Annotated in this window: 12 protein-coding genes and 1 tRNA gene; 3 read left to right on the top strand and 10 right to left on the bottom strand. The window is 44.0% G+C overall.

Annotated elements, in window-relative coordinates; genetic code table 11:
• Positions 1–104 precede the first annotated feature (104 nt).
• From MHN30_RS18155 to MHN30_RS18140, 4 genes are all read right to left on the bottom strand, one after another.
• Complete coding sequence (locus tag MHN30_RS18155; protein WP_045988902.1) at positions 105–1,280, bottom strand: mandelate racemase/muconate lactonizing enzyme family protein; 1,176 nt, start codon at positions 1,278–1,280, stop codon at positions 105–107.
• Between the two features lie 8 nt (positions 1,281–1,288).
• Positions 1,289–2,056: a class II aldolase/adducin family protein gene (locus MHN30_RS18150; RefSeq protein WP_239360639.1), complete on the bottom strand. Its 768-nt coding sequence runs from the start codon at positions 2,054–2,056 to the stop codon at positions 1,289–1,291.
• Between the two features lie 121 nt (positions 2,057–2,177).
• Positions 2,178–2,501: a c-type cytochrome gene (locus MHN30_RS18145; protein WP_039493034.1), complete on the bottom strand. Its 324-nt coding sequence runs from the start codon at positions 2,499–2,501 to the stop codon at positions 2,178–2,180.
• A gap of 72 nt (positions 2,502–2,573) precedes the next feature.
• A complete protein-coding gene (locus MHN30_RS18140; protein ID WP_010378951.1) occupies positions 2,574–3,110 on the bottom strand; it encodes a DUF2058 domain-containing protein in 537 nt (178 codons plus the stop codon).
• A gap of 188 nt (positions 3,111–3,298) precedes the next feature.
• Here MHN30_RS18140 and MHN30_RS18135 point away from each other — a divergent pair, with 188 nt between their 5' ends.
• Positions 3,299–4,432, top strand: a complete 1,134-nt coding sequence (locus MHN30_RS18135) for an MFS transporter (RefSeq protein WP_045988900.1) — start codon at positions 3,299–3,301, stop codon at positions 4,430–4,432.
• Here the strand turns inward: MHN30_RS18135 and MHN30_RS18130 are convergent.
• On the bottom strand, positions 4,391–4,903 hold the full coding sequence (locus MHN30_RS18130; RefSeq protein ID WP_130127009.1) for a prolyl-tRNA synthetase associated domain-containing protein: 513 nt from the start codon (positions 4,901–4,903) through the stop codon (positions 4,391–4,393). The two genes, MHN30_RS18135 and MHN30_RS18130, sit on opposite strands and share 42 nt — an antisense overlap.
• Entirely contained in the window at positions 4,900–5,295 is a 396-nt protein-coding gene (locus MHN30_RS18125; protein ID WP_222241479.1) for a hypothetical protein, read from the bottom strand. The genes MHN30_RS18130 and MHN30_RS18125 overlap by 4 nt, the downstream gene beginning before the upstream one ends.
• 129 nt (positions 5,296–5,424) lie before the next feature.
• Here MHN30_RS18125 and MHN30_RS18120 point away from each other — a divergent pair.
• Positions 5,425–5,500 (top strand) — tRNA-Ala (locus MHN30_RS18120).
• Between the two features lie 152 nt (positions 5,501–5,652).
• Here MHN30_RS18120 and MHN30_RS18115 read toward each other — a convergent pair.
• Complete coding sequence (locus MHN30_RS18115) at positions 5,653–6,900, bottom strand: glutamate-5-semialdehyde dehydrogenase (protein ID WP_130164973.1); 1,248 nt, start codon at positions 6,898–6,900, stop codon at positions 5,653–5,655.
• A gap of 3 nt (positions 6,901–6,903) precedes the next feature.
• A complete protein-coding gene (gene proB, locus MHN30_RS18110) occupies positions 6,904–8,004 on the bottom strand; it encodes a glutamate 5-kinase (RefSeq protein WP_017218481.1) in 1,101 nt (366 codons plus the stop codon).
• A gap of 571 nt (positions 8,005–8,575) precedes the next feature.
• Between proB and MHN30_RS18105 the strand changes: the two genes are divergently transcribed.
• The gene (locus MHN30_RS18105) at positions 8,576–10,447 is read left to right on the top strand and encodes a sodium:proton antiporter (protein ID WP_130164974.1); all 1,872 of its coding nucleotides are present in this window, start codon (positions 8,576–8,578) and stop codon (positions 10,445–10,447) included.
• A gap of 145 nt (positions 10,448–10,592) precedes the next feature.
• Here MHN30_RS18105 and MHN30_RS18100 read toward each other — a convergent pair whose 3' ends face one another.
• A complete protein-coding gene (locus MHN30_RS18100; RefSeq protein ID WP_010378945.1) occupies positions 10,593–11,231 on the bottom strand; it encodes an SEL1-like repeat protein in 639 nt (212 codons plus the stop codon).
• Between the two features lie 242 nt (positions 11,232–11,473).
• Positions 11,474–12,790: an adenylosuccinate synthase gene (locus tag MHN30_RS18095; protein WP_010378944.1), complete on the bottom strand. Its 1,317-nt coding sequence runs from the start codon at positions 12,788–12,790 to the stop codon at positions 11,474–11,476.
• Between the last annotated feature and the right edge of the window lie 116 nt (positions 12,791–12,906).

The following is a 12,906-nucleotide window of genomic DNA, read 5'->3' as shown; positions in this document are numbered from 1 at the left end:
CCAAGCAGTGCTTGGGTTTTTTGTATCTGATTGAGTCTAAGAATAACAATAGTAAGAGCTAACTGTTATTCCAAACTCAGGTATTTACGCTGATCGTCGGATGCCTACTTAATTTCAACACGGGCTGAGCGCATCACGATTTCATCGTTTAGCTCAATACCCAGCCCCGGCTCTTCTGACACTTTAAAGATACCGTTCTTAGGCTGCGGGTCTTGCAAACATAGCTCTCTGTTCCACTTTTTGATTGCGTAAGTATGGTGCTCATGGATCAGGAAGTTTGGGATCGCGGTTTCCAAGTGTAATGAAGCTGCGGTTGCTACCGGGCCGCCACAGACGTGCGCCTGAATACGGATATCAAAGATATCGGCGTAATCACATACCTTCTTGGTTTCCGTAAAGCCACCACATAAGCCAATATCTGGCTGCAGTACATCAATACTTTGATCTTCAAAATAAGGGCGAACACCCCAGCGATTATACAAACGTTCACCGCCAGCGATTGGCACAGAGGTCTTGTTGGCTACCTTTGCATGTAAAGAGTGGTTAAGATAATTCACTGGCTCTTCATAATACATACAATCAAATTCTTCAGCGATGTCTGCAATTTGAATGGCTGATGTCGCGCCCGGTAAGCTGTGGCACTCAAAAATAATATCCACTTCATCACCTACCGCCTCACGTATTGCTTTCATTCTTGCACGGTATAATTTCATTTCCGCGCGCGAGATAAGCTTAGTTCTGTCGTAATAGGTGTTGCCATCTTTATCGTACTGAATTGGGTCAACTTTAACCGCATCGTACCCTTCAGCAATGGCTTTGTGAGCCGCTTCAGCATATTCGTGTGGTTGAACTAGTGCTTTAAACTCGCTATCCCAGTCAAACTGTAATTGCGAGGCATAGGTGCGAAGCTCAGGGTTCACTTTACCACCAAGCAATTGATAAACAGGTAGGTTTAGGGCTTTACCTTTAATATCCCAAAGCGCGGTATCTATTGCTGACATCGCCGCATACACCACAGGTCCGCCACCTAAACCCCAAAAGCTTTCTCTCAGCATACGCGACCAAAGCAGCTCGGTTTGAAAAGGGTCGTGACCAATTAAAAAAGCTTCAGCCATTTCTTTGATCATGCTAGCCGCAGCGCTGTGGCCGAGGTCGTATGCAAGCCCAGCTTCACCAACCCCTGAAATGCCTTCATCGGTGTGAATACGCACAAAAACGGGTGTCCAAGCAGGTCTATCTGGACAATGAATATCGAAAACTTCGACGCGATTAACTTTCATGTTGACTCCTATTGAGCAAAGCTTGGGTCTAAGCGGTAAGCTTTACGAAGCATTGCTGGCCATGCTAATTGACCACCGGTGCTACCGCTATGCACGACATTCGCTTGGTTATATATGTTATCAATAATGGGTTGTGGTACAGGTACGGCTTGTTGTCCCGTTGCTTGAATCGCAACTTGAATCTCGCATGCACGCTGTAAGTCATAAAAACGCATAAAGGCATCACCTACCGTTGGTCCAACAGTTAAACCACCGTGGTTCACCAGCAGCATATGATTGGTTGTACCTAAGTCATCTTGCAAGCGCTTTTTCTCATCCATATTCACTGCTAAGCCTTCATAGCCATGATACGATAGTGATGGTAAGGAGAACATACTATGCTGACTCAAAGGCAATAAACCACATTCTACACTCGCGACTGCGATCGTCTCTTTAGTATGAAGGTGGATAACGCAATGCGCATCTTCTCGCACCTCATGGATTGCACTGTGAATGGTGAAACCCGCGGGATTAATCTTAAATGGCGTATCATCAAGAATATTTCCTTCAAGATCGACCTTCACCAAATTAGAAGCGGTGACTTCATCAAAGGTCAGGCCAAAGGCGTTTACTAAATAATGATCCGTACCCGGCAAACGCGCCGACATATGCGTATAAATTAGATCTCCCCAACGAAAGTGCTCAACCAGTCGATAGCAAGCGGCAAGGTCAACACGCAGCTGCCATTCTTCTGCGCTTACTTTTTCTTTTAAATTTAACTGAGGTAATTCGAACATGGGGATCCCTTACTGACTCCACATCTGGATGTATAGAAGTCTAAATTAGCTTAATTATATCTTCAACTAAAAACCACCGCGAACGGTGGTTTTTTATCATCTTTGATATCTAACTTTGATGTTATTCAACTTTAGATAGATACTCTGCAATCGCATCGATTTCAGCGTCAGTGACATTAGCAACCATCGCCTTCATTGCTGCTGTCATACCGTTATTACGTTTACCTGATTTGATATCTTTCATTTGCGCCGCTAAATACTCTTTGCTTTGACCATTTAGCTTAGGATACAGAGGCATGATTGGTGCTTTACCATCTGCACCATGACAGGTTTGACACATCTTTGCTGTATATAATGCTTTACCATCCGCAGCCATTGAACTTGCTGAACCTAGTGCGCAAATTGCCACCGTAGTCCCTACTAGTAGTTTTTTCATCTTGCTCATATCATTACTCTTTTTATTGACGGTTAACGTTGTAAGTCAGTGTAGACTAAAGTTTGACCTAAAGCCTAATCACTACCACATCAAATCATCTGGGACTTCAAAGTCAGCGTAAGGGTCATCCTCATCACCTTGCTGATTGTCCTCAACATGGAAAACGATATATTTCTCGTCTACCTCTGCGATCTTTCTAGCAGGTTCATCTTGTAGTACGTAGAACTGCTCTTCTAACACACAAATCGCTAAACGCCCCTTTGATAGCGCTTTTTGTGTTTCGGAATTAACTTCTAACTCCTTCACCTTATTTTGGTATGTGAAGTTAAAGGTCACATTGCCGCGGATCTCATCTTGGTTATGATGTTCTAAGATCTGCTTCACGCGAGCAATTTGCTCTTTATCTTTTAGCGTTTCTTGCTTCGCTTTATTTAACTCTTCGGCACGCTTTTGCTGCTCAAGCTTCGTTTGCTCAATATGTTTTTGAAGGTCTGTTTGGTCGCTCGTTGCGCCTTTTTTCTTTTTCTTCTGCTGTTTACGCTTTTGTGTTTTTGCAACTTTCGCCTTGTGCTCAGTTGTTAGACCTGCTTTTAGCAACTGATCTTGCAGTGAACCCATCATGCAACTCCGTAAAATAGACTTTTCACTATTTTAACTCAGCAATTTCGATTGACCAGAGAGGAATCGGTCAATCTAATGTAAAACTACCAAAATTATTGTTACGCATCGTGATTTAGCGCAAAAAATTGTCATCTAGTTTGCTTTAATTTAAGCTAACTCATCGAAATAAAAAGCCTTATTGCTTAATGCCCGTCATTCATCTATTGCTTTGCTCTGTTACCATTTTTTTTGTGCTCTATGCACCGCAGCCGCTGCTGGCTGAATTTGCAGAGCAGTTCAATGTCTCTGCGTCAGATGCAGGTATGCTGATGTCAGCCACCATGCTGCCGCTGGCCATCGCACCAATCTGTTATGGGCTATTACTCGCAAAGTCTAACCCTTTGCGGATCTTAAAATGGACAATGCTACTATTGGCGCTAAGTAGTTTGGCTTTCGCTTCAATGACTTCATTCTCGGGCTTGTTGCTTACACGACTAGTTCAAGGACTGTTACTCCCTGCTGCACTCACTGCCATGACGGGTTATATCGGCCAACAATTTAGTGGCTCACAGTTGAAAAGAAACATGAGCTTGTACATCGGAAGTACCATAGCCGGAGGTTATTTTGGCCGTACGCTTGCAGCCAACTTTACTGTCTGGTTTGAGTGGCAAAGTTTCTATTACCTAAACGCATTGTTATTGATTGTGCTGGCATTTAGCATTCGAGCCAGCAAAAACAAACCACCAATAATTCACGCGACAAGGATCAGGGATTACTTGGCACCACTCAAGCAATCGCGCCTAGTGAGATTATACAGCTCTGTATTTTGTATGTTTTTCTGCTTCGCGGGGCTACTCAACTTTTTACCTTTTATACTCAAGTACGACTTTAATTTAACTGATCCCAGTAAAGTGGGCTGGGTCTATACAGGCTATTTAGTTGGTGCTTTAGGGTCTATCGTTACACCTTGGCTACAAAGTAAATTTCATTCTACCTGGCGATTTTTAGCTGTGATGTTCTTCATCTATGCTACAACCATTGCGCTATTACCCGTGGCGTCTGTGTTCTTTTTTGTGGTCTTATTTACGCTATTCTGCGCCTGTATGTTTGTGATCCATTCAACCGCTGCGCCATTAGCCAACAGTATTAGTCAGGCACCTGCAACCGTCACTAATGGCGCTTATGTTTCATTTTATTATTCCGGAGGCGTGCTGGGATCTTATCTTCCGGGTTTGATTTATGAGCAAGCTGGTATCACTTGGTTTTGTGCGTCACTTTTTACCGTCTGTACAGTCGGCTTAGCTCTGAGTTTGAGAAACACAGTCAACCCAGTGAGGTGAGTGCCCAGTGACTTGCCAAAAGCGTTTCAAATCTTCGAGCGTTAACACCCAAGTTTTAGTATTCACTAGAGGGTGACACTGCCATAAATGCGCAGATTGCAGTTCACTATCAAGCCATAATTCGACTTGTTGCTCACTGTCGTTATGCAATGTGAGTGCTGATACACAGCCTTGTTCCACTCCTAAATACTTTGCTAGCCTGTCCGTCGATGCAAAACCTAAACGCGACACCCCTTGAGATTTAGACAGCGCTTTTAGGTCGACTTGCTTATCTGCAGGAATAATAAAAAGAAAGTGTCGCTTTCCATAATTATCTCGGAGGAAAAGATTTTTCAGTCGCGTCCCTTTTCTCGCTAACTTCAAGTTGTCAGCATCTAGACAAGTATGTAACGGTGGATGCTCATAATTGAGATAGTTGATATCTAGCTGAGCGAGCCGCTCTGCAAGTGCACTTGGATTGTTTCTGATCACAAACACTTACCTCGTAGCTGAACGCTACGCTGTCGCCAGTATACATCGGTAATTTTATGACCTGAATTACAGTAGTCCGCCTCAATCAAAGCCGGTTTTAACAAGGCGACGGCTTGCTCTTCTAGCTTGAGTTTTAGAGAGGGGGAATCTTCAATACGCTCAAACTCGGCAAAGCGTTTTAGTTCTCTCCTTGATATTGGCTTACTTGCATCCAGCTCCATTCGAGGTGTTGCTTGTACCGTTACAATGAAAGCAAATTCTTTATCACCAGTTGGCGAAAGACGCTTATGAAGAGATTGATTTTCGATAATAAGTTCAGGCTCATCAGGCTGTGATGCACAACTCGCTAGCAGCCCAATAACGAGAATAGAAAAGATATGACGCAGAACCATAATTCGCTTAATTCGTTTTATTTTCAGTTCAGTGTAACAAAGACTATAAAAAAATAGCGAAATTTTTTGTCTGGGGTTGACGGGAATATAAAAAATGATTAAATTTCGCTTCGTCCACTGACGGAATGTGGGGCTATAGCTCAGCTGGGAGAGCGCCTGCCTTGCACGCAGGAGGTCAGCAGTTCGATCCTGCTTAGCTCCACCACTTTCCGTTCTTCTTAACTTCTTGCAAAATTACCCCTCTAAATCGAAAAGAAAAAAGCCCAAGTCTTTCGACCCGAGCTTTGCAGTTACTTATGTCATTCTGTGTATACCACTGAGTATGATTCTTCGATCTACTCAAGCAGCATCTGTTCATTATTCTCTGATTTGGCCTTCACCATTTACTAAAAACTTTTCGGTTGTTAGCGACTCCAAGCCCATAGGTCCGTATGCGTGCAATTTGGTGGTAGCAATACCAATCTCGGCACCTAAACCTAACGCTGAACCATCACTAAAGCGTGAAGAGGCGTTAACCATCACGACGGAAGCATCAACACCACGTTGGAACAAATCAGCAGCTGCTTTGTCCTCCGTACAGATAACTTCGGTATGGTGACTACCAAAGCGATCAATATGTGCAAGCGCTGCATTAAAATCAGCAACCTGACGAACCGCTATTTCAAGGCTCAAGTATTCTTCGCCAAACTCGTCATCACTCAATTCAACTGCATTATCAAAATAAGCTACGGTTTGCTTACACGCATTAATTTTCACGCCTCTTTCTGCTAATGCTGCTGCAGCTTTCGGTAAAAAAGTCGGAGCGATATCTTGATGAACAATTAACCCTTCAAGCGCGTTACATACACCAGTACGCTGCGTTTTACCGTTTAACAGAAGCGCCATTGCTTTATCGAGATCGGCCGCTTTATCTATATACAAGTGACACACGCCTTTAAAATGCTGGATCACTGGCACCGTACTATTCTCAGTAACGAAATTGATTAGACCCTCACCGCCACGTGGGATGATAAGGTCGATATATTCTTTTTGCTGCATCAACTCCATTAACAACGCGCGGTCTGGATCCGGAATAACAGAAACCAACGCGGCAGGTAGATTATGTTTTTCGAGCGCCTTATGCATCGCTTTTGCGATCTCCAAAGAACTTGCTAACGCTTCTTTACCACCACGCAAAATAACACCATTACCTGACTTAAAACACAGCGCACCGGCGTCAGCGGTGACATTGGGGCGCGCCTCATAAATCATGCAAACAACACCAAGTGGCACTCTCATTTTGCTGATTTTAATGCCATTTGGTCTTACGCCCATGTCTCTACGTGCACCCACAGGATCGTCCAGTTGAATGATGGTCTCAATGCCCTCAGCCATGCTCTCAATCCGCGCTTGGTTAAGCGTTAATCTATCTATCATGGCGTCGCTAAGCTGGTTATCACGAGCAGCAGCTAAATCTGCTTCATTGGCTTTAATAATGGCATCGCTATTTTCACGGATCCCTTTTGCCATATCTGCTAACACCGCATTTTTTTGCTCTGTAGATAATAGTGCTAACTGTTTCGCTGCTTTTGCAGCCTGTGATGAAATATCTGTGATTAAACTCATGTCTTATGACTTCTCCAATAATGCAATATCTTGTTCTGAAATAACGGGTCCGATACTATCTTGAATTCTTTCGCTGATCGGATTCTCTTCATGTTCAGTTAAAAAGTTTAATAAGCAGCTACTGTAATTGGTGGTTGCTTTGGCTAAGCGCTTACCATCTTTGCTTCTCACGAGTACGGTATCTCCAACAGAAAACTCACCTTTTACTTCAGTGATTTCATCGCCACTTAACTGACCCACCACTTGATTTTCGCCTGAGCCATAATCGCTATCTACGACTAGCTCACCTTGCTCTGATGCTGTGTGAGTCATCCAATGCACTGCTTCTTGCATCGGTTTATCATAGGCTGTAAATACCGTGCCTGGATTTTTTCCCGCCAACAATAATTCAAAGGTTGTTTCTTCGAAGCCGTTAACAATATAGGTATCTATACCGTGAGACGTCGCCTTTTCAGCAGCTTCAATTTTAGTCTTCATACCACCGGTGCCAACCTTACTCGTTGGACAGCCAGCCATATCGTAGATTTCTTCAGTGATCTCTGTCACTTCTGAAATCAGCTCTGCATCAGCATGTAAATTAGGGTTTTTGTTATATAACCCACTGACGTCGGAGCAAATAATCAGCCCATCAGCATCTGCAGCCCCCGCTACCATGGCAGATAAATTATCGTTATCACCCACCTTCAAATCGTCTGTGGTCACGGTGTCATTTTCATTGATAATAGGCAGTATTCCATGATCGAGTAAAGTGAATATTGTTTCACGAATACTGGTGTATCGCTCTCTATCACGCAGGTCGCCGTGAGTCAGCAATATCTGCGCCGACGGGAAGTCGAAGAAGCGGTCCCACGTAGCCATCATCTCGGTTTGGCCAGCTGCCGCCATCGCTTTTTTCACCGCAATGCTAGGCTGCTCTGAGTTTGGAAATAAGTGCGACCCTGCTGCGACTGAACCTGAAGAGACGAGGATCACTTCGATACCTCGGGCTCGACAACGCACGATGAATTGCGCGATGCTGAGTAAATAGCGGGATCGACACCCATCTTGCTCTGGCGCGATCAACGCACTCCCGATCTTGATTACGATACGTTTTGACTGTTTCATCGACATAAATTCCTGCATTAAATTAACCACCCACTCACGAGTTGGTACTCCAAATATCTCCTATTAGAAGACAACAGAAAGCGCAATGCATCGACCAAAAAGTCGGCAAATAGATAAAACAAACAGACGTGCGACGGCGAAGACCTTAGTCCCATCATGTCGCCACACATGCTAAACCCAGACACAGCAACAATCGTTAACTGGCTGACATTTCACTAATAGAAGATTGATTGTGACATCAAGTACTTAACCCTTGACGTCGAGCCGTTTCCAACAGGGCCACCATGGTTTGGTGCGGCCGGAAAGGCTGTACCGCAATGAATAATTGCGTAATGAGTAGATTGTGAATGACGGCGCGATTTACTCCACGCCTTGAACGCTTATTACCTTAACGTAAGCTCGGGTAAGATTGCAACCCTATCCCATGTTAATTATTTATGACCACCATAAATCAATTTTATAATACCTTATTTTCAGTAATTTATTCACTTTACCCTCATTCGCGCTGTGTTATAACAGGATGCTAGCTATACTGATAAAAATGTTGGGATAATCCAACCGGGGAGAATCTATGTCAGCAATCTACATTGCAGGTATTGCAGTATGTTCTGTAATAGCACAATGGCTTGCTTGGGCCTTTAAGGTTCCTGCAATTTTGTTTTTACTTCTTATTGGTCTTGCTTTGGGGCCATTTAGTGGCACGCTGGATCCAGATGCTTTACTCGGGGATTTACTTTTTCCCGTCGTCTCACTTTCCGTTGCCGTTATCCTTTTTGAAGGTTCACTAACACTGCATTTTAAAGAACTCAAAGGAATTGGTAAGGTCGTACGAAACCTTTGTTCTATCGGGATGTTAGCAACCTTTGCGGTGATAGCAACGACCGCAATTTTCGTGCTGGAGCTTAACTGGCAAGTTGCCGCCGTTTTGGGCGCAGTACTTGTCGTGACCGGTCCAACGGTTATTGCCCCGATGCTGAACGCCATGCGCCCAGACAAAGACATAGACCGTATTTTACGTTGGGAAGGTATAGTCATAGACCCTATTGGTGCACTCTTTGCGGTACTCGTATTTGAAGCAGTCTCTTTAGTTGGTGGCGAAGGTATCTTTAGTCACACCTTGTGGGCGCTCGTATCAACGCTTGGTGTTGGGATAAGTATTGGTGTCGCATCAGGTTACCTAACCACATACCTAATAAGAAAAGAGTGGCTTCCCTTTGAGCTTCACAAATTCGCCATTTTAGCGCTGGTGTTGTTTAGCTTTACGCTATCGAATCATCTGAGCCATGAGTCTGGTTTACTGGCCGTGACTATCTTTGGTATTTGGCTCGCTAACCAAGATGACTTGGAAATAGACTCAGTGTTAGAGTTTAAAGAAGATCTCTCAATGATCCTGATTTCGAGCTTATTTATATTACTCGCGGCACGACTCAAGTTAGAAGATTTAATGCTGTTAGACACCGACGTCTTTATCTTTCTCGCAGTAGTATTATTTATTGCTCGACCACTGTCGATATTCTTATCGACGTTCAATACTGACTTACCGATAAAGTCTCGTATTCTGTTAAGCTGGATAGCTCCTCGAGGTATTGTTGCTGCAGCTGTAGGCTCAGTTTTTGCGTTGAGTATGACCAAATCACAGATAGCGGATGCGGATAAAATGGTGCCGCTTATTTTCACCGTCATCATTGTCACCGTGGTACTACAAAGCCTAACTGCAACACCTTTCGCACGTCTTTTAGGAGTACGTCAACCAAAGCCCAATACCTTACTTATCATTGGTGCAAACCATGTAGCTAGAGCGGTGGCTAAAGGCTTAAAAGACCAAAATATTGATGTTTATCTCTCCGATCCCGCATGGGAAAACTGCAAAATGGCAAGAATGGACGGACTGCCTTGTTACTATGGTAACCCACAGTCGGAACATGCCGAGCGTTACCTCCCGTTGACCAGCTTAAAGTCAGTACTAGCGCTTTCACCTAACCGTCACCACAACGCTTTGGGTGTACAGTACTTTTCTCATTTACTTGGCGATCAATGTGTTTATTCGCTCAAATCATCCACTAACCACGCCAAGGCGAACAAAGATAGCGCCACTTTCCTTTCTCGCCAAATCTTGTTTGGCGACGAAGGTAATTACGCCAAGCTAAGTAGCATGATGGCTAAGGGCGGCAAAGTAAGCGTAACACGGATCTCAGAAGAGTTTAAATGGGAACAGTATAAAGAGGTTAACAGTGAAGCAATCCCACTGTTTGTACTCACAGAGCAGAACAAAAATGAAGAGCCTTTGTTGATCCGCCCATTTACCTCTGACATGAAAAAGCTACCAGAAGAAGGCGATCGCGTATTAGCGTTACAACCGCCTAAGTTAACGGTGCTTAAAGATCCAAACGCCAATAAAGAAGGCCAAATTGGTGCAAAGCTTAGCAGCCAGCAAATCACTTAACCTGAGATTAGGATTAGCAATAAACAAGCGTACGAGCCTTATTTAGAAGCAAGCTGAGCGGCGTAAATCACGCCGCTTTTACTTTCCACTCACAACCTGCTGAAAGTAATATCTATTGACCCAACGGAGTTAACCTAAGCTCAGGTTATATAGGCAATCTCGCGCGCTTGACCACGCTATCAGGCATTTTATTTGCCAATTGCCCTAGTGCTACCTGAATCCGCTTATGTAGCTTTTTATCTGCGACTGCGGAATGAAACAACCATCGATAGGCGTCTTCATAATCTCTAGGGCTACCGTGGCCTTGATTAAACACATCTACGAGTCTTAATTGAGCGTTTAAGTTGCCAAGCGCAGCGGCTTCCCTCAGATAGGTTACCGCCATCGCTTTATCTTCTTGCACCAACTGGCCAACATCATAGTAACGACCTAATTGTTCAAGCGCCGCGGCAAGGCCCTGCTCTGCTGCCCTTTTCATATAATAAAGGCCGAGCTCAACATCTCTGTCTACACACACGGCATAAGCTAACATGTCACCATAAAGAAACTGATACGAAGGCAGCGCCATGATCTCAGCACGCGCTTCAATATCTTTAACCAGCTGGCACTCATCCGCTTTAACCCGAGCAAGGTGTTGATTTTTTTCAATGAGCGCTAGTAGCTCTTGCTGCGTATACAAAGGCACAGCTTCGATAGCCTCTTCGGCAGATACTTTGCTCTGTATACTGAGACTTAAGGAAACACTCAATGCTGAAGCTGCAAAATAACGAAGTAAGTAATTCATCGAAGACCCATCAAAGTAAAGCTGATTGTTTAACTATAGCAGGCTGCAAAGGCAAATTACTTGCTCTGCAGCAACATCGACACTCAAATTTGATTAAGCATTATTTACGCCAAAGCGAAGTCTAATTTTATCATATGAGCAAAAATTCACTTACTTATCGGCAGGAAGACAAAAACTTGTAGGGTAATAGACACAAAAAAAGCTGCCGTAGCAGCTTTTTTCTTTATCAATCGACAGCAGGATTATTCAGCAAAAGGGTTGCGAACAATCATTGTTTCAACGCGGTCTGGGCCTGTTGAGATGATATCAATTGGCACGCCAGTGATTTCTTCTAGGCGCTTGATATAATTGATAGCGGCTTCTGGAAGCTGCTCAACAGAAGTTGCACCAAAGGTGTTTTCGCTCCAACCTGGCATTTCTTCGTAGACTGGAGTCACTTTCTCATAGCCTTCAGCAGCAAGAGGAGTCACATTAGTCACAGTGCCGTCTTCTAATTGGTAACCAGTACAGATTTTCACTTTTTCTAGACCATCAAGTACGTCTAGTTTAGTTAAGCAGAAACCACTGATGCTGTTGATTTGAACTGCACGGCGCATTGCCACTGCATCAAACCAACCGGTACGACGTAAACGACCAGTCGTTGCACCAAACTCGTTACCTTTCTCACCTAAGTGTCTGCCAACTGGGTCTTGCTTATCTTGACCATCGTAAAGCTCTGTAGGGAAAGGACCTGAACCAACACGAGTTGTGTAAGCTTTAACAATACCTAAAACGTAATCTAAGTGTAGCGGACCAAAACCTGCACCAGTCGCAACACCACCGGCTGTAGTGTTTGATGAGGTTACGTACGGGTAAGTACCGTGGTCGATATCAAGTAATGTACCTTGCGCACCTTCAAATAGAATATGGTCGCCAGCATTACGCGCTTGATCAAGTAGTTCAGTAACGTCAACAATCATTGACTTAAGTACTTTTGCTACTTCCATTGCATCATCGTATGTCTTCTGGAAGTCTACTGGGTCTACTTTGTAGTAGTTAACCAAGGCGAAGTTGTGGAACTCTAGTACTTCTTTAAGCTTCGCAGCAAATTGCTCTGGGTTGAAAAGATCGCCAACACGTAAACCACGACGTGCAACCTTATCTTCGTACGCAGGACCGATACCACGGCCAGTTGTACCAATGGCTTTTTCACCACGCGCTAGTTCACGCGCTTGGTCTAGTGCAACGTGGTAAGGCAAGATCAAAGGACATGCTTCGCTGATCAATAGACGCTCACGTACAGGAACGCCACGCGCTTCAAGCATGTGGATTTCTTTCATTAGTGCATCTGGTGCAAGTACTACACCATTACCAATTACACATTTAACGTCTTCGCGTAGTACACCTGATGGGATCAAGTGTAGTACCGTTTTCTCACCGTTAATTACTAGTGTATGGCCAGCATTGTGTCCGCCTTGGTAGCGAACAACTAAAGAAGCCTTATCTGTAAGTAGGTCAACTACTTTACCTTTACCTTCGTCACCCCATTGGGTGCCTAATACAACGACGTTTTTACCCATTGCAAATTCACTTAGAAAAAATTAGGCGCAGATTTTACCAGAAAACCATAGTCGAAATCACCCCAATTTGCCTAATTTTTCTGCTTTCAATAAGATTGATGATGTAAAGCATCAAG

Origin of the sequence: Pseudoalteromonas sp. OF7H-1 (genome assembly GCF_022347825.1) — a bacterium.
In the GTDB taxonomy this organism is placed as follows: Bacteria; Pseudomonadota; Gammaproteobacteria; order Enterobacterales; family Alteromonadaceae; genus Pseudoalteromonas; species Pseudoalteromonas maricaloris.
Note: the sequence above shows the minus strand (reverse complement) of the source record. Positions and strands in the feature narration are given on the sequence as shown.